General features: G+C 68.2%; 21 protein-coding genes. 13 read left to right on the top strand and 8 right to left on the bottom strand.

Annotated elements, in window-relative coordinates; genetic code table 11:
* Positions 1-339 precede the first annotated feature (339 nt).
* Entirely contained in the window at positions 340-519 is a 180-nt protein-coding gene (locus tag LCM32_RS13450) for a DUF1674 domain-containing protein (protein ID WP_224821592.1), read from the top strand.
* An 86-nt stretch (positions 520-605) separates the two neighbouring features.
* Here the strand turns inward: LCM32_RS13450 and LCM32_RS13445 are convergent, their stop codons facing one another.
* Positions 606-956 (bottom strand): dihydrodipicolinate reductase, encoded by a 351-nt coding sequence (locus LCM32_RS13445; RefSeq protein ID WP_224821591.1) that lies wholly within the window; start codon positions 954-956, stop codon positions 606-608.
* A gap of 248 nt (positions 957-1,204) precedes the next feature.
* Complete coding sequence (gene dapB / locus LCM32_RS13440) at positions 1,205-2,014, bottom strand: 4-hydroxy-tetrahydrodipicolinate reductase (protein ID WP_224821590.1); 810 nt, start codon at positions 2,012-2,014, stop codon at positions 1,205-1,207.
* Between the two features lie 96 nt (positions 2,015-2,110).
* Here dapB and rbfA point away from each other — a divergent pair, with 96 nt between their 5' ends.
* The 3 genes from rbfA (at position 2,111) to LCM32_RS13425 (ending at position 4,494) form a co-directional block, all read left to right on the top strand.
* Positions 2,111-2,554: a 30S ribosome-binding factor RbfA gene (rbfA, locus tag LCM32_RS13435; protein ID WP_224821589.1), complete on the top strand. Its 444-nt coding sequence runs from the start codon at positions 2,111-2,113 to the stop codon at positions 2,552-2,554.
* On the top strand, positions 2,541-3,341 hold the full coding sequence (locus tag LCM32_RS13430) for a phosphodiester glycosidase family protein (RefSeq protein ID WP_224821588.1): 801 nt from the start codon (positions 2,541-2,543) through the stop codon (positions 3,339-3,341). The genes rbfA and LCM32_RS13430 overlap by 14 nt, the downstream gene beginning before the upstream one ends.
* A 211-nt stretch (positions 3,342-3,552) precedes the next feature.
* Positions 3,553-4,494 carry a cation diffusion facilitator family transporter gene (locus LCM32_RS13425; protein ID WP_224821587.1) on the top strand — a complete coding sequence of 314 codons (942 nt, stop codon included), beginning with the start codon at positions 3,553-3,555 and terminating at the stop codon, positions 4,492-4,494.
* A gap of 113 nt (positions 4,495-4,607) precedes the next feature.
* Here LCM32_RS13425 and LCM32_RS13420 read toward each other — a convergent pair whose 3' ends face one another.
* The 4 genes from LCM32_RS13420 to LCM32_RS13405 form a co-directional block, all read right to left on the bottom strand.
* Positions 4,608-5,300: a helix-turn-helix transcriptional regulator gene (locus tag LCM32_RS13420; RefSeq protein WP_224821586.1), complete on the bottom strand. Its 693-nt coding sequence runs from the start codon at positions 5,298-5,300 to the stop codon at positions 4,608-4,610.
* A complete protein-coding gene (locus tag LCM32_RS13415) occupies positions 5,300-5,671 on the bottom strand; it encodes a VOC family protein (RefSeq protein WP_224821585.1) in 372 nt (123 codons plus the stop codon). Before LCM32_RS13415 ends, LCM32_RS13420 begins: the two co-directional genes overlap by 1 nt.
* Positions 5,672-5,771: 100 nt before the next feature.
* The gene (locus LCM32_RS13410) at positions 5,772-6,596 is read right to left on the bottom strand and encodes a hydroxypyruvate isomerase family protein (protein ID WP_224821584.1); all 825 of its coding nucleotides are present in this window, start codon (positions 6,594-6,596) and stop codon (positions 5,772-5,774) included.
* A 46-nt stretch (positions 6,597-6,642) separates the two neighbouring features.
* On the bottom strand, positions 6,643-7,236 hold the full coding sequence (locus LCM32_RS13405) for a DUF1285 domain-containing protein (protein ID WP_224821583.1): 594 nt from the start codon (positions 7,234-7,236) through the stop codon (positions 6,643-6,645).
* 69 nt (positions 7,237-7,305) lie between these two features.
* On the opposite strand from LCM32_RS13405, the gene LCM32_RS13400 reads away from it, so the two are divergent.
* From LCM32_RS13400 to LCM32_RS13375, 6 genes are all read left to right on the top strand, one after another.
* Positions 7,306-8,325, top strand: coding sequence for an AAA family ATPase (locus LCM32_RS13400; RefSeq protein WP_224821582.1), 1,020 nt, complete (start codon positions 7,306-7,308; stop codon positions 8,323-8,325).
* Entirely contained in the window at positions 8,322-9,197 is an 876-nt protein-coding gene (locus LCM32_RS13395) for a DUF58 domain-containing protein (RefSeq protein ID WP_224821581.1), read from the top strand. Before LCM32_RS13400 ends, LCM32_RS13395 begins: the two co-directional genes overlap by 4 nt.
* Before the next feature lies 1 nt (position 9,198).
* Entirely contained in the window at positions 9,199-12,015 is a 2,817-nt protein-coding gene (locus LCM32_RS13390) for a DUF4159 domain-containing protein (RefSeq protein WP_224821580.1), read from the top strand.
* Positions 12,015-14,063, top strand: a complete 2,049-nt coding sequence (locus LCM32_RS13385) for a hypothetical protein (RefSeq protein WP_224821579.1) — start codon at positions 12,015-12,017, stop codon at positions 14,061-14,063. The genes LCM32_RS13390 and LCM32_RS13385 overlap by 1 nt, the downstream gene beginning before the upstream one ends.
* 194 nt (positions 14,064-14,257) lie before the next feature.
* The gene (locus LCM32_RS13380; protein WP_224821578.1) at positions 14,258-14,863 is read left to right on the top strand and encodes an FMN-binding negative transcriptional regulator; all 606 of its coding nucleotides are present in this window, start codon (positions 14,258-14,260) and stop codon (positions 14,861-14,863) included.
* A gap of 150 nt (positions 14,864-15,013) precedes the next feature.
* Positions 15,014-15,616: a glutathione S-transferase N-terminal domain-containing protein gene (locus tag LCM32_RS13375; RefSeq protein WP_224821725.1), complete on the top strand. Its 603-nt coding sequence runs from the start codon at positions 15,014-15,016 to the stop codon at positions 15,614-15,616.
* Positions 15,617-15,703: 87 nt separating this feature from the next.
* On the opposite strand, the gene LCM32_RS13370 is transcribed toward LCM32_RS13375, so the two are convergent.
* Entirely contained in the window at positions 15,704-16,372 is a 669-nt protein-coding gene (locus LCM32_RS13370; RefSeq protein ID WP_224821577.1) for an outer membrane beta-barrel protein, read from the bottom strand.
* Between the two features lie 245 nt (positions 16,373-16,617).
* Between LCM32_RS13370 and petA the strand changes: the two genes are divergently transcribed.
* Genes petA through LCM32_RS13355 form a run of 3 tightly spaced genes read left to right on the top strand, consistent with a single transcriptional unit; the run spans position 16,618 to position 19,342 of the window.
* On the top strand, positions 16,618-17,202 hold the full coding sequence (gene petA, locus LCM32_RS13365) for a ubiquinol-cytochrome c reductase iron-sulfur subunit (RefSeq protein WP_224821576.1): 585 nt from the start codon (positions 16,618-16,620) through the stop codon (positions 17,200-17,202).
* A 12-nt stretch (positions 17,203-17,214) separates the two neighbouring features.
* The gene (gene petB / locus LCM32_RS13360) at positions 17,215-18,534 is read left to right on the top strand and encodes a cytochrome b (RefSeq protein WP_224821575.1); all 1,320 of its coding nucleotides are present in this window, start codon (positions 17,215-17,217) and stop codon (positions 18,532-18,534) included.
* Between the two features lie 16 nt (positions 18,535-18,550).
* Entirely contained in the window at positions 18,551-19,342 is a 792-nt protein-coding gene (locus LCM32_RS13355; RefSeq protein WP_224821574.1) for a cytochrome c1, read from the top strand.
* A gap of 314 nt (positions 19,343-19,656) precedes the next feature.
* Here LCM32_RS13355 and LCM32_RS13350 read toward each other — a convergent pair whose 3' ends face one another.
* Positions 19,657-20,619, bottom strand: a complete 963-nt coding sequence (locus LCM32_RS13350; protein WP_224821573.1) for an acetyl-CoA carboxylase carboxyltransferase subunit alpha — start codon at positions 20,617-20,619, stop codon at positions 19,657-19,659.

Below are 20,619 nucleotides of genomic sequence, written 5' to 3'. Positions count from 1 at the left end.
CGGCCCTCGGGCTTGCCGCCCGGTTTGCCAAACGGTTTACCGGAAGGTTTGCCACCCATCTTGCCCGCGGGCTTGCTGCCCGGCTTGGCCGGTTTCCCGGCCTTGGGCGCGCCCGGCTTGGCCGATCCGCGCCGACCGCTGGTCGAGGGATCCGCCCAGGGGTTGCTGCCGCCCGACGTGGGCGCTGCGCCACGGCGCGGGGCAGACCCGCCGCCGCGCGAAGAGCCTCCTGCCGTGGGGCGGGGGCGTTTGGAATTTCGATCGTCACTCATGATGGGGGCTCCTTGCCCTTCCGGGGCGGACCCATATAACAATGGGCCACCGAAAGAGGAAGCGAAGATGAGCACATCCGACACCCGCGACCTGCCCCCCGCCGCACAGCGCGCTCTGGCCGAAGCCGAGGAACGCCGCCGCAAGGCCGGGGAGTTCGAGCTGCCCACCGAGTTGGGCGGCCGTGACGGACCCGAGCCGGTGCGCTACGGCGACTGGGAAAAGAAGGGCCTCGCCGTCGACTTCTGAGGCCTTGCCCCGGCGCCGCGCTGGTTTCTCCTGCGCGGCCAGAGCCTTGCGCCGCGTACCAGTGGCACCCCGGCGCCGTGGCACCCCTAACGCAGGCTGAGCACGGCCGAGTCGCCCGCCCCGCGATCCGAGGTGAAGCGCAGCGCGCCCGCGCGTTTCTCGACCAGCTGGCAGTTGTAGGCCAGTTCCTTGCGCCCCCAGACCATCGTCCGGCAGAAATAGCCGTCCTTCCAGCGCCAGTCGCCGGTCACGGGGCGCCCGAAGGCGCGCCCGTCGATTCGCCCCGCCTCGCTCACCTGCAGGCGGATGCCGGGGTAGGTCAGTTCCCGCCCGGTGATCTGCGCAACGAAACCTTCGCGGCTTTCAACCCGGTCGAAGGCGGTTTCCGCCCGCAACCCGCTGCCCAGCAGCGCAGTCAGCAGGAGCGCCCCGGCCATAAGCATTTGAGGCCCAGGCACATCGGGCCGCAGGTGGGCGGGCAAGGACAAGGCAAACGTTCGGTCCGGCATCCGGGTCTCCCTTCGGTAGCCCTGAAGTTACGCCCGGTTTACGTGTCTGCGCCGCGACCGGATCACCCCGGCCTTACTGGCCCCAAGTCATGAACATGCGGTAACCGGCGGCCGAAAACGCGAAAGGCCCCGCGCGGGGGCCTTTCAAACCAATGTGCCAAACCGAAGGGTGCGGTTCAGAGCCCCAGCACATCCATCATGTCATAGGACCCGGGCCCCTTGTCCTGCCCCCAGAGCGCGGCCTTGAGCGCGCCACGGGCAAAGATGCCCCGGTCCGTCGCCATGTGGCGCAGCACGATCCGCTCGCCCGGCCCGGCAAAGAGCACGTCATGCTCGCCCACGATGTCGCCACCGCGGATGGCCGAGAAGCCGATGTCGCCGCGCCGCCGGGCGCCGGTGATCCCGTCGCGACCGCTGTCGCTGACATCTGCCAGTTTCACGCCCCGGCCCTCGGCCGCGGCCTCGCCCAGCATCAGCGCGGTGCCCGAGGGCGCGTCCACCTTGCGGTTGTGATGCGCCTCGATGACCTCGATGTCGAAATCCTCGTCCAGCGCGGCGGCCACCTTCTGGGTCAGCTTCACCAGCAGGTTCACACCCAGGCTCATGTTGCCCGCGCGCACGATCACCGCGTGACGGGCGGCGGCCTCGATCTTTTCCAGATGCGCGGGCTCGAAGCCGGTGGTGCCGATCACATGTACGGCGCGGGCCTGCGCGGCCAGTTCGGCAAAGGCGACAGAGGCCGCGGGCGCGGTGAAGTCCAGCACCGCCTGCGCCTTGGACATAGCCTCCAGCGGGTCATCGGTGATCTTCACCCCGAGCGCGGCGCCGCCCATTGCCTCGCCCAGGTCCTGCCCGACCCAGGCATTGCCCTCGCGTTCGACCGCGCCGACGAGGCGGGCCTTGTCGCTCTCCAGCACGGTCCGCGCCAGCATCTGGCCCATCCGCCCAGAAGCACCGGTAATCACGATTCCGGGAAGCTCTGCCATGGTACTCTCCGTTTTCTCGCCCTTTCGCGGGCCGGACCCTGCTTAGCCCGTTGCTCCACGCTTGGCAAAGGGGCGGCGAAAGTCTAGATGCGTTGCATGAAACGTCACCAAGATACCGGTATGGGCGCAGGCCCCTCGCAACGTCAGCTTCGCGTCGGCGAAGTCATCCGCCGTGCCCTTTCGGAGGTGCTGGCCCGTGGTGACGTGCATGACCCGGAGCTGAACCGCCTCTCCATCACCGTGGGCGAGGTCCGCTGCTCTCCCGATCTGAAGATCGCCACCGCCTATGTGCTGCCCCTCGGCGGGCAGGGACAGGAGGAGGCCGTCTCGCTGCTGGCCCGCAACAAGAGCGAGCTGCGCCGGATGATCGGCAAGAAGGTGGCGCTGAAGTTCACGCCCGACCTGCGGTTCCGCCTCGACGAGACCTTCGACCGGATGGACGAGACCCGTCGCCTGTTCAACAAGGACGACGTGCGCCGCGACGTGGACCACGAGGATGACGATTTCGGGGACGACGACGGGGCCGATGACCGCTCGTAAAGCACAGCGCCGCCACCGCCGTCTCGCCGGGGCCCTGCTGGGCCTCGCCCTGCCGTTGACCGCGCTTGCCCTGCCCGATCCCGCGCGGGCCGAGGACAGCCCCGTCGCCTGCCGCAACGAAATCTATCAGGGCCGCAGCTTCACCCTGTGTGAAGTCGACGTGACCCGTGCCGACCTGCGGCTCTTCCTCTACGACGCCGGTGGCGCGCCCTATGGCGAGTTCACTGCGCTGCAGGCCCGGCTGGCCGGAGAGGGAAAGCAGCTGCTCTTCGGCATGAACGCGGGCATGTACCACGAGGACCGCTCGCCCGTCGGCCATTATGTCGAAAACGGCAAGGAGCTGATGCGCGTGATCCCCAATGCGGGTCCGGGCAATTTCGGCATGCTGCCCAACGGGGTGCTCTGCATCAACGAGAACCGGGTCGAGGTGATCGAGACGCTGGCGTTTCAGGACCGGCCCGCGGGCTCCTGCCGCGATGCCACCCAATCGGGCCCGATGCTGGTGCTGAATGGCGAGTTGCATCCCCGGATCATGCCGGACGGCACGTCGCGCTATGTGCGCAACGGGGTGGGGACGACGGCGGACGGCAGCCGCGCGGTCTTCGTGATCTCGAACGAGGTGGTGACCTTCTACGAGTTCGCCTCGGTCTTCCGCGACCTGCTGAAGCTGCCCAACGCGCTCTACTTCGACGGCAACGTCTCGCGGATCTTCGCGCCGCAGCTCAACCGCAACGACCTCGGCCGCAAGATGGGCCCGATCGTCGCCGTCACCGGCCCCGCTTCCTGAGGGCGGGCCCCGGTCGCGCGCCCTGACGCCGCCGCACCCGATCCCATCCCGGCCTCCGGCCACGTCCGCCCGCTGCCTTTGCGGCCAGCATGTGCTGCCCGTTCAGAAGCCCCCGGCGCAGGACAGGGATGCCCCGTGATTTTCCCCTTGAACCTACAGCGGCTGTAGCTCCTAGATAGGGTGGCATCGACATGCGACGGAAGGTTCCCCGATGCCCCACGATCACGGCCACGACCACGACCACGGCCACCAACACCACCACCATCATCACGCCCTGCCCGAAGGCGGCGGCGACGGGCGGCTCTGGGCTGCGATCGGCGTCAACATCGTGCTCACGCTGGTGCAGATCGTGGCGGGGATCTTCTCGGGCTCGCTGGCGCTGATCGCCGATGCGATCCACAACCTCTCCGATGCGCTCTCGCTCGTCATCGCCTTTGCCGCGCGGCGTATCGCCCGCAGGCCCGCCGATGCCGCGATGACCTTCGGCTATGGCCGGGCCGAGGTGGTGGCCGCGCTGGTGAATTACGTCACCCTCATCGTGGTCGCGCTCTACCTCGCCGCCGAGGGCGTGCAGCGGCTCTTCAACCCGGTCGAGGTCGAAGGCTGGACCGTGGTGATCGTGGCCGGCGTGGCGCTGGTGATCGACACGGTCACGGCGCTGCTGGTCTTTTCCATGTCCAAGGACAGCGTGAACATTCGCGCGGCCTTCCTGCACAACGTGGCCGATGCGCTCGGCTCCGTCGCGGTGATCGTCGCGGGCGTGGCGATCCTCGTCTACGACTGGCGGCTGGTGGACCCGATCGTGACGCTGGGCATCTCGGCCTACATCCTGTGGCACGCGGGCGTCGAGATCGGGCCGGTGATCCGCATCCTCATGCTTGGCGCCCCGGACGAACCCGGCACCCAGACCGTGCTGGACGCCATGCGCGCCGAGGAAGGCGTGGAGGATATCCACCACCTCCATCTCTGGCGGATGCAGGAACGCGAGACCTCGCTGGAGGCCCATGTGGTGATCTCCGCCGGGGCCGAGGGCACGGTGGTGCGCCAGCGGCTCAAGACCCTGCTGCACGAGAAGTTCGACCTGCACCATTCGGTGCTGGAACTGGAAGACGCGGGCTCGGCCTGCCAGAACGCCAAGGCCATCGGCCACTGAGAGGCGGTGCCCGGAATTTTCAAAAATTCCGGACCGTTTTCTTCGAAGAAAACGGGGGAACCACGCCAGCGTCACGGGACGACAGACGTGTGGGCAGACGGCCAGCGGAGCCGCTAGTCCCGGCGGCGTTCCGGGTGGGTGGCGTAGAAGGCGGCCAGCGTCTTGTCGCGCTCATCCCGGAAGGGCGCGCCGAGCTCTGCCGCCGCGATACGGTCGAGGCGGAACATCCGGAAATCCTGCCGCAACTCGCACCAGGCGACCAACGTCCAGACCTTGCCCCAGAAATAGAGCCCCAGCGGCCGCAGCACCCGGCGGGTCTCGGCCCCTGCCGCATCGCGGTAGGAGATCTCCAGCCGGTGGCGGCTGTCGCATGCGGCCTCGATCTCGTCCAGCAGGGCACGCTGCGCCTCGCTCATCTCGCCATTCAGCGTCAGGGCGTGGATCTTCACCTGCGCCGCGCGGGCCTTGAGGGGATCGGGCAGCACCGCCTCGATCCGCACCAGCGCCTCCTCCGCCGCGGCGGCCATCTGCAGGCCGCCCCAGGCGCGCAGCAGCCGCGCCCCGGCCACCAGCGCCACGATCTCCTCCTCCGGGAACATCAGCGGCGGCATGTCGTAGCCCGCCCGCATCACATAGCCCACGCCCGCCTCGCCTTCGATCGGCACGCCGGAACCGATCAGGTCGGCCACGTCGCGGTAGATCGTCCGGGGCGAGACCTCGAGCCGTTCGGCAAGGGCCTTCGCGGTGAGAAGCCGACCGCCGCGCAGATGCTGCACGATCTGGAAGAGGCGGTCGGCGCGGCGCATCAGGCGGGCTCGAAGAGGCCGATCCGGTTGCCGTCCGGATCATGCATTACGAGGTAGCGCCCCGGCGGGATCGTGGTGATCTCGCCCTCGAAGGTGGCCCCCGCCGCGGCGGCGCGGTCGCGGGCGGCCTCGACGCCATCGGCCACGGCGATGTGGATCACCGGGCCCTTGCCCGCGGGCACCGGACCTTCGACGAGGTTGCCGCCGACACCGCCGCGGCCAAAGGCCGAAACCGTCTCGGGCCCCATCATCATGGGCGTCATCTCCCATCCGAAGACGCTGTTGTAGAAGGCCGTTGCCGCATCGAGGTCAGAGACCGGGATCTCGGCCCAGACCACGGTGACGGGGGGCAGGGACGCAGGGGAGGTCATGGTGTTTCCTTTCAGGTGTTGCGATGGACAGACCATCGCACAGCCCTGCTGACAGCATTCTGTCAGCATCCTGTCAGGAGGCCGCGAAAAGCGCCAGCCGTCAGCCGCGCCCGCTGCTGGCGCGGCTCGAGGACCGGCCCGTGGACGACGGCGGCAGGGGCATGGCGGCCTGCGCCTCGGCCAGCCAGCCAAGGCCCGATGCCGTATCTGCCGCAGGTCCGTATTCGGCCGAGACGTAGCCGGCGTAGCCTTCCGCATCCAGTTGCGCGAAGAAGGCGGGATAGTCGATGTCGCCCTTGACGGGTTCATGCCGCCCCGGCACGCCCGCGATCTGCACATGCACCGCACGGGCGCCGTGCCTGGCCCATGTCCCCGGCAGGTCGCCGGTGATCTTGTGGGCGTGGTAGGCGTCGAACTGAAGCCCGAGATTGGGCGCCCCGACCGTATCCAGGATCTCGGCCGCGAGGTCGAAGTCCGACAGGAAATAGCCCGGGATGTCGTCCCGGTTGATCGGTTCGATGGTTAGCGCCTGCTGCGGCGCCTCGGCCACGGCCCAGCGGAGGTTCGCGATCAGGGTATCGAGCGCCGCGGGATCGTCCGTCTGGCCGGACATGATGTGGATGCGCTCTGCCTTGAGGCTGTCCACGTAGCGCAGGGCGCGCTGGAAGTCCGAGCGGAACCGCTCCTCGCTGCCGGGCACGGCCGCGAAACCGCGTGGCCCGCCGGTGTAGTTCGGCGGCGGCGAATTGATCAGCGCCAGCGGCAGCCCGGTGCGTGTCAGCGCAAGGCGCAGGTCCCGGACCGGCTCATCGTAGGGGAACAGGATTTCAACAGCCTCGAACCCGGCGTCGGCCGCGGCAAAGACTCTCTGAGGGAGGGGCATCTCCCGGAAGAGAAGCGAAATGTTGGCCGCAAAGCGGGGCATGTGATGATGTCCACCCGTGGGAGAGCTGGGGAGCGCGCGGGCAGTCCTATTCTTGGATCAGGTATTCGGCTTCTATGATGGGGAAAAATTCGCCGTCAGACCAGAGGCCGAACCAATCCTGCCCCTCAACGGGGTGATTCCCGCCGATATCGACCAGCCGGTAGAAGCTTTTGCGGTCAATCAGCGCCTCCAGACCGGCCCGCACGTGCACGTAGGGCGACGGCTCGCCCGTCTCAGAATCGCGGGTCACGCGGATGTGATGGTCTGGCCCGGCGCTGACACGGTCGCCGACATTGGTGGTGAAGGTCAGCACCTGCGCCTCGCCCGTGCCCTCGACCGTGAAATCCACCGCGACGAAGGGGGCGTCATCCACGGTGATGCCGACCTTCTCGACCGGGGTGACGAGGACATACTTGTCGTCGTCCTTGCGCAGGATGGTCGAGAACAGGCGCACCAGTTCAGGCCGCCCGATCGGCGTGCCGAGGTAGAACCATGTGCCGTCGCGCGCGATGCGCATGTCGAGGTCCCCACAGAATGGCGGGTTCCACTTGTGCACCGGTGGCAAGCCCTTGCCACCCGCCGCCTTGGCGGAGGCAGCCAATGACTCGGCCGAGGGTTTCACGGAGTTTTGTGCCGACATTGCTTTTGCCTAAATCATTTCGCGCGATACACTCGAAACCATAGATATAGATCTGACCGGAGTATTGCCATGACCGAGGCCGCCGCCCAGTCCGAAGACCTTGTCGCCGAGATCGAGGCACTGGAGGAGAAGCTGGCCGAGGCCAGGAATTCCATCACCGCCCGGTTCATCGGGCAGGAGCGCGTGGTGGAGCTGACCCTGTCTGCGCTGCTCTGCGGCGGGCATGCCCTGCTGATCGGCCTGCCCGGCCTCGGCAAGACGCGGCTGGTGGAAACGCTCTCGACGGTGATGGGCCTGCATGGCAACCGGATCCAGTTCACCCCCGACCTGATGCCGGCGGACATCCTCGGCTCCGAGGTGCTGGAGACGGCCGCGGATGGCACGCGCTCGTTCCGCTTCCTGCCCGGCCCGATCTTCTGCCAGCTGCTGATGGCGGACGAGATCAACCGCGCCTCGCCCCGGACCCAGTCGGCGCTGCTGCAGGCGATGCAGGAAAAGGTCGTGACCGTGGCCGGTGAGAACCGCTCCCTCGGGCTGCCGTTCCACGTCCTCGCGACCCAGAACCCGATCGAGCAGGAAGGCACCTATCCCCTGCCCGAGGCCCAGCTGGACCGGTTCCTCGTCCAGATCGACGTGGCCTATCCCGACCGCGACACCGAGCGCGCCATCCTGATGGCGACCACCGGCACCATCGAGGAGGAGGCCCATGCGGTCTTCACCCCGGAGGCACTGATCGCCGCGCAGCACCTGCTGCGCCGGATGCCCGTGGGCGAGACGGTGGTGGAGCAGATCCTCGACCTCGTGCGGGCCTGCCGCCCGGGCGATCCCTCCGCCCCGCAGAAGGTGCGCGACACGGTCAACTGGGGCCCCGGCCCCCGCGCCGCGCAGGCGCTGATGCTGACCGTGCGCGCCCGCGCCATGCTGCAGGGCCGCCTCGCGCCCTCGACCGAGGACGTGATCGCCATGGCGCGCCCGGTGCTGGTGCACCGCATGGGGCTGAACTTTGCCGCCCGCGCCCGCGGCGACAGCCTGCCCGCGCTGATCGAAGACATCGCCGCCTCCGTCACCCGGACCGAGGCCGCGGCGTGAGCGAACCCCGCCACCTTCGCAGCCGCGCCGAGGAAGAGGCGGCCCGTTTCCCGCCCCTTCTGGCCCGGGCGGAGCATCTGGCGGGGACTGTCCTTCTGGGCGATCACGGGCGGCGACGCTCGGGTCTGGGGGATGATTTCTGGCAATACCGCCCCGTACAGCCCGGCGACCCCCGGCGCTGGATCGACTGGCGCCGCTCCGCCCGGGGCGACGACCGCTTCGTGCGGGAAAAGGAATGGCAGATCGCGCAGAGCGTCATGCTCTGGGTCGATCAGGCGGCCTCGATGCGGTTCTCCTCCACCGACAAGCTGCCGCAGAAAAGCGACCGCGCCCGCCTGCTGGCGCTTGCCACCGCGATCCTTCTGGTGCGCGGCGGCGAAAGGGTGGGCCTGACCGGCACGCTGCTGCCGCCCCGGCGCGGCCAGAACCAGATCCTGCGGCTGGCAGAGTTCTTCTCGGTCGAGGACAGCGCCGATTACGGCGTGCCCGAACACCGCGCCATGATCCCCAATGCGCGGGCGCTTTTCGTCTCGGACTTCCTCGCGGAACCTGCAGAGGTTAAACTGGCCCTGACCAAGGCCGCCGACCGTGGCGTCCGCGGCGTGCTGATGCAGGTGCTCGACCCCAGCGAAGAGGCCTTCCCGTTCCAGGGCCGGACGATCTTCGAATCCGTGGGCGGCAGCCTCCTGCACGAGACGCTGAAGGCCGGCGACCTCAAGACGCGCTACCAGCAGCGGCTGGCAGAGCGGAAGGAGGAGTTGCAGGCGCTCTGCCATGCCACCGGCTGGCAGTTCACCACGCATCACACCAGTGACTCGGCGCAATCTGCGCTGCTCTGGATTTACCGCGCCATGGACAGGGGGACTGCCTGAAATGATGCTGGGCCCGATCGGATTTGCCGCACCCTGGCTGCTGCTGGCACTGGCCGCGCTGCCGCTGCTGTGGATCCTGCTGCGTGCCGTGCCGCCGGCCCCCATACGGCGGCGTTTCCCCGGCGTGGCGCTGCTTCTGGGCCTCAAGGATGACGAGGCGGTATCGGACCGGACGCCGTGGTGGCTGCTGCTGCTGCGGATGCTGGCCGTGGTCGCCGTGATCGTGGGCCTTGCCGGTCCGGTGCTGAACCCGCAGCAGCAGGGGCGCACCGGCTCCGGCCCGCTGCTGATCCTGCTCGACGGGTCCTGGGCCTCGTCCCGCGACTGGTCCGAACGGGCCGACCTCGTCGATGGCCTGCTGGCCGAGGCGGGCCGCGAGGGGCGCACCGCCGCCGTCGTGCGCCTGACCACGCCCGAGGCCCCGGTGTTCCAGTCCGCCGACACCTGGCGCAGCCGCCTTCCCGGCCTCACCCCGCAGGCCTGGGAGCCGCGCGAGGACGCGGTGCAGGGCTTCATCGAGAGCCTCGGCACCGATCGCTTCGAAACCTACTGGATGTCCGACGGGCTGGACCGCGCCAGCCGCGACCCGCTGCTGGCGGCGCTGGAGGAGCACGGCGCGGTCACCATCCACGAGGGCAGCCGCCCGGTCTTTGCCCTGCGCCCCGCCACCTTCGAGGACGGCGCCGTCCGCCTGACGGCCCTGCGCGCCATCGCCGGAGCCGAGCGCGAGGTCATGGTCGAGGCGCATGGCCGCGATCCCTCCGGCCAGATGCGCCTGCTGGCGATCGAGCCCGCCACCTTCGCACCTGGCGAGACCGAGGCCAGCGTCGAGATGGACCTGCCGGCCGAGCTGCGTGCCCGCCTCAGCCACTTCGAAATCGCCGGCGCCCGCACCGCCGGGGCCGTGGCCGCCACCGATGACAGCCTGCGCCGCCGCGAGGTTGCCCTGATCGCCGGCCGGGAAGACCGCGAAGGCCTCGAACTGCTCTCGCCGCTTCACTACCTGCACCAGGCGCTGGAGCCGAACGCCGACCTGCTGGAAGGCGCGCTGATGGACATCCTGCCCGCCAATCCCGACGTGGTGGCACTGGCCGATGTGGCCACTCTCTCGGACGCCGAGACGGAGGCGCTGGAAACCTGGGTCGAGGGCGGCGGCATCCTGCTGCGCTTTGCCGGGCCCCGCCTCGCCGCCTCGGACGTGAGCCGCGCCGAGGAAGACCCCCTGATGCCCGTGCGCCTGCGCTCGGGCGGGCGCAACGTGGGCGGCGCGATGAGCTGGGGCGAACCCAAGACACTTGCCCCCTTCGACGAGGACAGCCCCTTCTGGGGCCTCGACGTGCCCGCGGACGTGACGATTTCATCGCAGGTCATGGCCCAGCCCGACCCGACGCTCGCCGCCCGCGTGATCGCGCGGCTCTCCGACGGCACCCCGCTGGTAACCCGCAAGGACCTTGGCGACGGGCAGGTCGTGCTGTTCCACATCTCCGCCAATGCCGAATGGTCGAGCCTGCCGCTCTCCGGTCTCTTCGTGCAGATGCTTGAGCGGCTGTCGATCTCCTCCTCCGCCACGGCCCCCGCGCCCGAGGAACTGGAAGGCACCACCTGGCAGCCGGTCCGGCTGGTCGAGGCCAATGGCACGCTCTCCAACGCGGGCACCCTGCCCGGTGTGGATGGCGCCGTTCTGCTCTCCGCCCCGCTTGGCGCCGACCTGCGCCCCGGCGTCTACGAGGGCGAGGACCGCCGCATCGCCCGCAACGTCATGGGCGCGGACAGCACGCTGGCGCCCGCCGCATGGCCCGCCTCCGTTCCGGTCGAAGGCCTGGCCCGGCCCGAGGAAACACCGCTCGGCGGTTACCTGCTCGCCCTTGCACTGGCGCTGCTGATGGCCGACATCCTCGCCTCGCTCGCGCTCTCCGGCCGGCTGACCGGCGCGCGGCCCCGTGCCGCGGGGGCCGCCGTGGTCCTGCTGGCGCTCGCCTTGGCCCTGCCCGGCGCGCCGACCCGTGCACAGGGCACCGAAGACACCACCGAGGAGACAGCGCCCGCGTCCGATCCCGCCGCCGATGCCCGCGCCATCGAGGCCACGCGGGAACTGGTGCTGGCCCATGTCATGACCGGCAACCGCCAGATCGACGACACCGCGCAGGCGGGCCTGCGCGGGCTTTCGGACACGCTCTTCTTCCGCACCTCCGTGGAACCGGCCGAGCCGATGGGCGTGAACCTCGAGACCGACGAACTGGCCTTCTTCCCCTTCCTCTACTGGCCGATCACGCCGGATCAGCCGACGCCCTCCGCCGCGGCCTATGCCAAGCTGAACCGCTACCTGCGCTCGGGCGGGATGATCCTCTTCGACACCCGCGACGCGGATGTGGCGCGCTATGGCGCCGCCAGCCCCGAGGGGCGCAAGCTGCAACAGCTGGCCGCCCCCCTCGACGTGCCGCCGCTGGAGCCGGTGCCCTCCGACCACGTTCTGACGCGCACCTTCTACCTGCTGCAGGACTTCCCCGGCCGCTACGCCGGCGGGCAGGTCTGGGTCGAGGCCGCCCCCGCCGATGCCGAGCTGATCGACGGGATGCCCTTCCGCAACCTCAACGACGGCGTCAGCCCGGTGGTGATCGGCGGCAATGACTGGGCCTCGGCCTGGGCGGTGGATACTTCCGGTGCGCCGCTCTACCCGGTGGGCCGCGGCTATGCCGGCGAGCGGCAGCGCGAGATCGCCTATCGCTTCGGCGTCAACCTCATCATGCATGTGCTGACCGGGAACTATAAGTCCGACCAGGTGCATGTCCCTGCCCTGCTGGACCGTCTGGGACAATAATGACCTCGAGTGTGATCTTCGACCCGCTCCTGCCTTGGCCGCTTCTGGCGGGCCTCGGTGCCGCGATGCTGGCCTTCATCGGCCTCGCGCTCTGGCGTGGCCTGCGCGGCTGGCCGCTGCGCGCCCTCGCCGCCGTGGTGGTGCTGGGGGCGCTGACCGGCCCCTCGCTCCGGCAGGAGGACCGCGCGCCGCTCTCCGACATCGTGCTGCTGGTGGAGGACCGCTCCGCCTCGCAACAGCTCTCGGACCGGGCGCAGCAGACCGAGGCCGCCGCCGAACGTCTGGCGGCCGAGATCGCCGCGCGCCCGAACACCGAAGTCCGCCGCGTGACCCTTGGCGATGGCGCGGGCGACAGCGGCACCCAGCTGATGACCGCCCTCTCCGAGGCCATGGCCGAGGAACCCCGCGGCCGGATCGCGGGGGCAATCCTGCTCTCGGACGGTCGCCTGCATGACCTTGACCGCGCGCCCGACATGCCCGCGCCGCTGCACCTGCTGCTGACTGGCCAGCCCGAGGACTGGGACCGCCGCCTGATCGTCCGCAATGCCCCCGCCTTTGCCATCCTCGGCGAGCCGGTGACCCTGACCCTGCGGATCGAGGACAGCGGCGCCGCCCCCGAGGGCACCGGCGAGGCGCCGCTCGACATCTCCGTCGATGGGGCAGAGCCGGAACGCTTCATGGTCCAGACCGGCCGCGACATCGAGCTGCCGATCACCCTGCCCCACGGCGGGCGCAACGTGATCCAGTTCTCCGTCCCCGCCGAGGATGGCGAGCTGACGGACCGCAACAACACCGCCCTCGTCCAGATGAACGGCGTGCGCGACCGGCTGCGCGTGCTGCTGGTCTCGGGTGAGCCGCACGCGGGCGGGCGGACGTGGCGCAACCTGCTGAAATCCGACAGCTCCGTCGACCTCGTGCATTTCACCATCCTGCGGCCGCCGGCGAAACAGGACGGCGTGCCGGTCTCCGAACTGTCGCTGATCGCCTTCCCCACGCGGGAGCTGTTCCTCGAAAAGATCGAGGATTTCGACCTGATCATCTTCGACCGCTACAAGCGGCGCGGCATCCTGCCCGCACTCTACCTCGACAACGTGCGCCAGTACGTCGAGGACGGCGGCGCGCTGCTGATCAACGCGGGCCCCGATTTCGCCTCTGCCGATTCGCTCTATCGCTCGCCACTGGCCGAGGTGCTGCCGGGCCGCCCCACCGCCCGGGTGATCGAGGAGGGCTATCGCCCCCATGTCACCGATCTGGGCGAACGCCACCCGGTGACCGCGGGTCTGACGCGCGGCTGGCAGGGCGACTGGGGCCGCTGGCTGCGCCAGATCGAGCTGGAGCCGGAACGCGGGACCACCGTCATGGAAGGCGCCGAGGACAAGCCGCTGCTGATCCTCGACCGCGTCGGCGAGGGCCGCGTGGCCCTGCTGGCCTCGGATCAGGCGTGGCTGTGGAACCGCGGCTACGAGGGCGGCGGCCCGCAGCTGGAACTGCTGCGCCGCCTCGCCCACTGGATGATGAAGGAGCCCGAGCTGGAGGAGGAGGCGCTGACCGCCGAGGCCACCGGTCAGCGGATGCGCATCATCCGCCGCACCCTGGGCGAAGAGGTCGGCCCGCTGACCATCACCACGCCGTCGGGCGAGGAAGTGGAACTGACGCTTCAGGAGGTGGCCCCGGGCCAGTTCACCGCCGAATACACCGGCCCCGAGATCGGGCTCTACCGTCTTGCGAACGATGACCAGAACGCGGTGATCGGCCTCGGCCCCGCCGCCCCGCGGGAGTTCGAGCAGACCATCGCGGACGGCACCACGCTGGAGCCGCTGGTGGATGGCACCCGCGGTGGCATCCTCGCGCTCTCCGACGGCGTGCCCTCGGTTCGTGACGTGCGGGCCGGACGGCCCGCCGCCGGGCGCGGCTGGATCGGGTTCACCCCCCGCAACGCCTATGAAACGCAGGACGTCCGCCTGATCCCGCTGCTGCCCGCCTGGCTGGTGCTGCTACTGGCCGCGGGCCTGATCCTCGCCGCATGGCTGCGCGAAGGCCGCCGCTGAACTGATCGCATCGGCACCCCGCTGGCCCGAAATGGGTCTCTGGGGGGCGTCGGTCCGCAATGACCTGCGCCGGGGCCCCGCAGGGGTCGGACAGGGCCCACCCCGGGGCCCGCGCCGGGGTGGGCGCCTTAACCAGCCACGCCCGCCCGCGATCCCGCTTGCCGAAACCGGGCCCGCGCGACAAGGATGCTGCCATGCATCCGAATCCGATCTTCCACACCCGCTCCGACGCCGCCAACCTCGCCTTCGCGCGGGAGGAGAGCTTCGGCATCCTCGCGCTCTCGTCCGAAGGGCTGCCGCTGATCAGCCACTTGCCCTTTCTGCTGAACGACGCAGGCACCGAGGTGGAGGTGCATATCGTCCGCTCGAACCCGATCGCGCGGGCGCTGCGCGCCGGGCCGTTGCCCGCCAAGCTGATCGTCTCGGGGCCCAGTGGCTATGTCTCGCCCGACTGGTACGGGCTAGAGGATCAGGTGCCGACGTGGAACTACGTCGCCGTGCACCTGAGCGGCACGATAGACCTGCTCGATCCGGGCGAGATGCCCGGCGTGCTGGATCGGCTGTCGGAGCAGTTCGAGACCCGGCTGCTGCCCAAGACACCCTGGGTCATGGACAAGATGACCGAGGGCGTGGCCGAGCGGATGATGCGCCAGATCCTGCCCGCCCGGATGCAGGTGACCGGCGTCGACGGCACCTGGAAACTGTCGCAGAACAAGCCCGAAAGCGCACGGCTGGGGGCGGCAGAGGGCGTTTCGGACCCCGCGCTTGCCCAGATGATGCGCACTCCTCCCGAAGGCTGAGTGCGGCGCACCCGTACAAAGGCAGTGCAGATGCCGTCACGGAAGCGCCTTCTGCAAAGCGCCTGACCACGCGTGAACAACCAATGGACAGGTCTGCGCCCCCCTCCTAGGGTGGCCCCACTCACAATGGGGACAGACATGGGTAACGCGATGAAACTCTATGCCTCTCCGGCCTCGCCCTTCGTGCGCAAGGTGCGGGTGCTGCTGCGCGAGGCGGGGCTGGACGGCAAGGTCGACGAGAAGATCGTCGCCACCACGGCGGTGAAATCGGACATGGGTCTAGCCGGGGTGAACCCGCTGGCCAAAATCCCGACGCTGGTCACGACCGATGGCAAGACGCTCTATGACAGCCGCGTGATCTGCCGTTACCTCGACACGCTGGTGGAGACCGAATTCTACCCCGAAGGGCGGCTCTGGGACACGCTGGTGCTGGAAGCGACGGCCGACGGGCTGCTCGATGCGGGGGTCCTCATGGTCTACGAGCGCCGGGTCCGCCCCGAGGAAAAGGTCTTCGAAGGCTGGATCGAGGCCCAGTGGGACAAGGCGATCCGCGCCGTCGGCGCGATCGAGGAACGCTGGATGGAGCATCTGAATGGCCCCGTCGACATGGGCCATATCGCCGTGGGCTGCGCGCTCGGCTATCTCGACTTCCGCCACGGGGCGCGGAACTGGCGGCTGGGGCATGGCCGGCTGGACGACTGGTACGCCAGCTTCAGCGAGCGCCGGTCGATGCAGGAAACGATGCCGGAGTGATCCGGGCGCCCACGGGTTCCACGACCGTCAGACAGCAAAAGGGCCGCGCGATCTGCGCGGCCCTTTCTCATTCCCGGGTAGGCGGCTTCAGAACTTGAAGCCGACACCGAAGTTGATGGCATTGTTGTAGACGGTGGTCTTGAGTGACCCGCCCCCGTCCAGATCGGCGTCGATGTCCGTCCAGACGAACTGGTATTCCCCGAAGACCGACCAGCGGTCGTTGAAGGCATAGGAGACACCGGCGGTGGCACGGGCCGCGGGGCCGGTCACCTGGTAGTCGAAGGTCTCGGGGCCGCCGGCGGTGGCGGTCGTCTCGACGTGGGGGATCGCCATACCGATACCGGCGGAGAGGTAGGGCGTCAGCGCGCCGTCCATCCACATGCCCGGCCAGCGGCGCGAGACGTTCACGGTCAGGATGTTCAGGCCATCGGTCATTTCGAGCGTGTCGAAACCGGCAGCGGCCATGTCACCGTGGTCTGCGTAGATCTTGTTGTGCGAGAACTCGATGCCGAAGCCGAGGGTCTCGGTCCGCCACCAGGTGGCGCGCACACCGTAGTAGGGGGGCATGGACCAGGATTTGCCGTCCCAGCCGATCAGGGCGGAGTAGCTGCCGCCGACCGCATCGGGGTAATCCCCCTTGATCCGGCTGTGGGGGGCGGTCTGATACCCGGTGTAGGCGTTGATCTCGATCTCGGCGGCGGCGGGGGCCGCGGTCAGCACGAGCGCTGCGAGGGCGTATTTGAAACGTTTGAACATGGGGCTTCCGTTCGACGGTACCGGTCGCAAGACACGGCCGGAAAGGTGGCGGATACATCGTGAGACCCGAATACACCCGGTAAAAGAATGTCACAAGCGCGACACTTAGGCGCCTTCCCTGACTGTCGTTCACGGAATAGTGGACGCAAGTACATTGGGCCGCTAAACCTCCGGAAGGAGGAGTTGAGATATTAGACGGCCTCCGTATGTCTGACCGTTCTCGGTCGAAGAATGGAGCAAACCTCGTGTCCCACGCAGACGACCACGAAGGCACCCGCAGAGATTTCCTCTACTACGCCACGGCAGGCGCGGGTGCTGTGACCGCCGGCGCCGCGATCTGGCCGCTGGTGAACCAGATGAACCCCTCCGCCGACGTGCAGGCGCTGTCCTCGATTCGCGTCGATGTTTCCGGTGTCGAACCGGGCACCCAGCTGACCGTCAAGTGGCGCGGCAAGCCGGTGTTCATCCGCCGCCGCACCCCTGACGAGATCGAAGCGGCCCGCGCCGTGGACGTGAGCAGCCTGCCCGACCCGGAAGCCCGGAACGAGAACGTCGCCGCGGGCGCACCTGCGACCGACGCGAACCGCTCGCTGGCCCCGGAAGGCGCCGAAGGCGACGCAGCCGAGGAATGGCTGGTCATGATGGGCGTCTGCACCCACCTGGGTTGCGTGCCGCTCGGCAATGCCTCGGGCGACTTCGGCGGCTGGTTCTGCCCCTGCCACGGCTCGCACTACGACACCGCCGGCCGCATCCGCAAAGGCCCGGCCCCGCGGAACCTGCCGGTTCCCGTTGCCCGCTTCGAGGGCGAAACCGAAATCGTCCTGGGCTGAGGAGAGCGACGAATGGCTGGAATTCCGCACGATCATTACGAGCCCAAGACCGGGATCGAGAAATGGGTCCACACCCGTCTCCCCGTTGTCGCGCTCGTCTATGACACGATCATGATCCCCACCCCCAAGAACCTCAACTGGATGTGGATCTGGGGCATCATCCTGACCTTCTGCCTTGCGCTGCAGATCGCCACCGGCATCGTGCTGGTGATGCACTACACGCCGCACGTGGACATGGCCTTTGCCAGCGTCGAGCACATCATGCGTGACGTGAACGGCGGCCACATGCTGCGCTACCTGCACGCCAACGGCGCCTCGCTGTTCTTCTTTGCCGTCTACCTCCACATCTTCCGCGGTCTCTACTACGGCTCCTACAAGGCCCCGCGCGAAATCACGTGGATCATCGGCATGCTGATCTACCTGCTGATGATGGGCACCGGCTTCATGGGCTACGTTCTGCCCTGGGGTCAGATGTCCTTCTGGGGCGCAACGGTGATCACCGGCCTCTTCGGCGCGATCCCCTTCATCGGGGAACCGATCCAGACCTGGCTCCTTGGCGGGCCGGCGGTGGACAACGCGACGCTGAACCGCTTCTTCTCGCTGCACTACCTGCTGCCCTTCGTGATCGCGGGCCTGGTGCTGGTGCACATCTGGGCCTTCCACAACACCGGCAACAACAACCCGACCGGCGTCGAAGTGCGCCGCGGGTCGAAGGAAGACGCCAAGAAGGACACCGTGCCCTTCTGGCCCTACTTCGTGATCAAGGACCTCTTCGCGCTTGCCGTGATCCTGGCCGTGTTCTTCGCCATCGTCGGCTTCATGCCGAACTACCTTGGCCACCCGGACAACTACACCGAGGCCAACCCGCTGGCGACGCCCGCGCACATCGTGCCTGAATGGTACTTCCTGCCGTTCTACGCCATCCTGCGCGCCTTCACCGCCGACGTCTGGATCGTGATGTTCTTCAACTGGATCACCGGCGGCATCGTGGATGCGAAGTTCTTCGGCGTCCTGGCCATGTTCGGCGCCATCATCGCGATGGCCCTGACCCCCTGGCTGGACACCTCCTCGGTGCGTTCGGGCCGCTATCGCCCGATGTTCAAGTGGTGGTTCGCCCTGCTCGCCATCGACTTCGTCGTCCTGATGTGGGCCGGCGCGATGCCGGCAGAGCCGCCCTACTCGACGATCTCGCTGATCGGTGCAGCCTACTGGTTCGCCTACTTCTTCGTGATCCTGCCGCTGCTCGGCGTGATCGAGAAACCGACCACGCCGCCAGCGACCATCGAGGAAGACTTCGATGCGCATTACGGCAAATCGACCGCAGCCGAATAAGAAAGGTCTGAGACAGATGATGAAGAAACTCACCCTTTCTGCCCTGACCGCACTCGGCCTTTCGGCCGGGGCGGCGATGGCGGCCGAAGGTGGCCACACCCACGACGTGGACTTCTCCTTCGAAGGCCCGTTCGGCAGCTTCGACCAGATGCAGCTGCAACGCGGCCTGCAGGTCTTCACCGAGGTCTGCTCGGCCTGCCACGGCCTGCGCTACGTGCCGATCCGCACGCTCTCGGACGAGGGCGGGCCGGAGATTCCCGAGGACCAGGTCCGCGCCTATGCCGCGAACCTGTCGGAGATCATGGACCCCGAGCTGGATGACTTCCGCGCCCGGACGCCCAACGATCACTTCCCGATGTCGAGCCTCGAGAACGCGCCCGACCTCAGCCTGATGGCCAAGGCCCGCGCGGGCTACCACGGCCCCTATGGCACCGGTCTGAGCCAGCTCTTCAACGGCATCGGCGGACCCGAGCACATCGTCTCGATCCTCACCGGCTACACCGGCGAAGAGAAGGAAGAAGCGGGCACGATCTACTACGAGAACACCGCCTTTGCCGGCGGCTGGATCGCCATGGCCCCGCCGCTTGGCGGGGAAGACGTGGAATTCGCCGATGGTCACTCGAACGAGCTGCACCATGAGGCCGAGGACGTGGCCGCCTTCCTGACCTGGGCCGCCGAGCCCAAGATGATGGCGCGCAAGCAGGCCGGTTTCACCGCCGTCCTGTTCCTCGTGATCCTTTCGGTCCTGCTCTACCTGACCAACAAGGCGATCTGGGCCCCGATCAAGAAACGGGCCAAGGAGGCCTGATCCGGCCCTCTCGGACATGCGAAAGCCCCGCCCTCCCGGCGGGGCTTTTTCGTTTGCGGGGGTCGTGTCCCCGCGGCGGAGCAGGAAAATTCTTCGAAGAATTTTCCCAAGAATTTTCGAAAATTCTTGGATGCCCGACAGGGAGGGAGAGGCAGGACGGCTGACGAAGAGACAGCGCAGACGTCACGCGCGACCACCAATGACGGCCCATCGCTTGCGGCATTGGAAAAGGGGGCCCAGGGCCCCCTTGCCGTTTTCTTCGAAGAAAACGGACCGGAAAATTCGAATTTTCCGGCCAGATCGTCGGCGTCGCGTTACGCCGCCAACCCTTTCGAGCCCATGCCGAGGAATTTCTTCCGGCGCTGCTCCACCAGCTTGGCGGGATCGGATTCGTCCAGGTCGCCCAGCATGGCGGTCAGCGCCTTGCCGACAGCGGCGATCGTCGCCTTCTTGTCGCGATGCGCCCCGCCGAGGGGCTCCTTGATGATCCGGTCGATCACGCCCAGCTGGTTCAGCTCCTGCGCGGTCAGGCGCATCTGCTCGGCCGCCTCGCGCATCTTCTCGGCATCCTTCCACAGGATCGAGGCACAGCCCTCGGGGGTGATGACCGAGTAGATCGAATGCTCCAGCATCGCCACCTTGTTGGCGGTCGCAAAGGCCACGGCCCCGCCGGAGCCGCCCTCGCCGATGATGATCGAGACCAGCGGCACCTTGATCTGCAGGCATTTCTCGGTCGAACGCGCGATGGCCTCGGACTGACCGCGCTCTTCCGCGCCCTTGCCCGGGTAGGCACCGGGGGTGTCCACCAGCGTCACCACCGGCAGGCCGAAGCGATCGGCCATGTCCATCAGGCGGATCGCCTTGCGGTAGCCCTCGGGACGGGCCATGCCGAAGTTGCGCTCGATCCGGGACTTGGTGTCGTTGCCCTTCTCGTGCCCGATCACCATGACGGGGCGGTCGTTGAACCGCGCGAGGCCGCCCATGACGGCGTGGTCGTCGGCAAAGTTCCGGTCACCGGCCAGCGGCGTGTACTCGGTGAAGAGCGCGTCGATGTAATCCTGGCAATGCGGACGGTCGCCGTGACGCGCCACCTGGCACTTCCGCCAGGGCGTCAGGGTCTTGTAGAGATCGACCAGCATGTCCGCGGCCTTCTTGTCCAGCGCGGCGGCCTCTTCCTCGACCTTCATCTCGGGATTCTGCCGGGCCATGGCCCGAAGCTCCTCGGCCTTGCCTTCAATCTCGGCCAGCGGCCGCTCGAAATCGAGGTAATTGGTCAT

Source organism: Pseudooceanicola nanhaiensis, assembly GCF_020171315.1.
Classification (GTDB): Bacteria; Pseudomonadota; Alphaproteobacteria; order Rhodobacterales; family Rhodobacteraceae; genus Pseudooceanicola; species Pseudooceanicola nanhaiensis_A.
The sequence above is the reverse complement of the archived record's forward strand: the minus strand, read 5'-3'. Positions and strand labels throughout refer to the sequence as shown.

What these genes read in the sequence shown, in the direction of transcription:
- LCM32_RS13450 (WP_224821592.1), top strand. Translation starts at nt 340, where the DNA reads ATGAGCACATCCGACACCCGCGACCTGCCCCCCGCCGCACAGCGCGCT.
- LCM32_RS13445 (WP_224821591.1), bottom strand. Translation starts at nt 956, where the DNA reads ATGGCCGGGGCGCTCCTGCTGACTGCGCTGCTGGGCAGCGGGTTGCGG.
- dapB (WP_224821590.1), bottom strand. Translation starts at nt 2,014, where the DNA reads ATGGCAGAGCTTCCCGGAATCGTGATTACCGGTGCTTCTGGGCGGATG.
- rbfA (WP_224821589.1), top strand. Translation starts at nt 2,111, where the DNA reads ATGAAACGTCACCAAGATACCGGTATGGGCGCAGGCCCCTCGCAACGT.
- LCM32_RS13430 (WP_224821588.1), top strand. Translation starts at nt 2,541, where the DNA reads ATGACCGCTCGTAAAGCACAGCGCCGCCACCGCCGTCTCGCCGGGGCC.
- LCM32_RS13425 (WP_224821587.1), top strand. Translation starts at nt 3,553, where the DNA reads ATGCCCCACGATCACGGCCACGACCACGACCACGGCCACCAACACCAC.
- LCM32_RS13420 (WP_224821586.1), bottom strand. Translation starts at nt 5,300, where the DNA reads ATGCGCCGCGCCGACCGCCTCTTCCAGATCGTGCAGCATCTGCGCGGC.
- LCM32_RS13415 (WP_224821585.1), bottom strand. Translation starts at nt 5,671, where the DNA reads ATGACCTCCCCTGCGTCCCTGCCCCCCGTCACCGTGGTCTGGGCCGAG.
- LCM32_RS13410 (WP_224821584.1), bottom strand. Translation starts at nt 6,596, where the DNA reads ATGCCCCGCTTTGCGGCCAACATTTCGCTTCTCTTCCGGGAGATGCCC.
- LCM32_RS13405 (WP_224821583.1), bottom strand. Translation starts at nt 7,236, where the DNA reads ATGTCGGCACAAAACTCCGTGAAACCCTCGGCCGAGTCATTGGCTGCC.
- LCM32_RS13400 (WP_224821582.1), top strand. Translation starts at nt 7,306, where the DNA reads ATGACCGAGGCCGCCGCCCAGTCCGAAGACCTTGTCGCCGAGATCGAG.
- LCM32_RS13390 (WP_224821580.1), top strand. Translation starts at nt 9,199, where the DNA reads ATGATGCTGGGCCCGATCGGATTTGCCGCACCCTGGCTGCTGCTGGCA.
- LCM32_RS13385 (WP_224821579.1), top strand. Translation starts at nt 12,015, where the DNA reads ATGACCTCGAGTGTGATCTTCGACCCGCTCCTGCCTTGGCCGCTTCTG.
- LCM32_RS13380 (WP_224821578.1), top strand. Translation starts at nt 14,258, where the DNA reads ATGCATCCGAATCCGATCTTCCACACCCGCTCCGACGCCGCCAACCTC.
- LCM32_RS13375 (WP_224821725.1), top strand. Translation starts at nt 15,014, where the DNA reads ATGAAACTCTATGCCTCTCCGGCCTCGCCCTTCGTGCGCAAGGTGCGG.
- LCM32_RS13370 (WP_224821577.1), bottom strand. Translation starts at nt 16,372, where the DNA reads ATGTTCAAACGTTTCAAATACGCCCTCGCAGCGCTCGTGCTGACCGCG.
- petB (WP_224821575.1), top strand. Translation starts at nt 17,215, where the DNA reads ATGGCTGGAATTCCGCACGATCATTACGAGCCCAAGACCGGGATCGAG.
- LCM32_RS13355 (WP_224821574.1), top strand. Translation starts at nt 18,551, where the DNA reads ATGATGAAGAAACTCACCCTTTCTGCCCTGACCGCACTCGGCCTTTCG.
- LCM32_RS13350 (WP_224821573.1), bottom strand. Translation starts at nt 20,619, where the DNA reads ATGACCAATTACCTCGATTTCGAGCGGCCGCTGGCCGAGATTGAAGGC.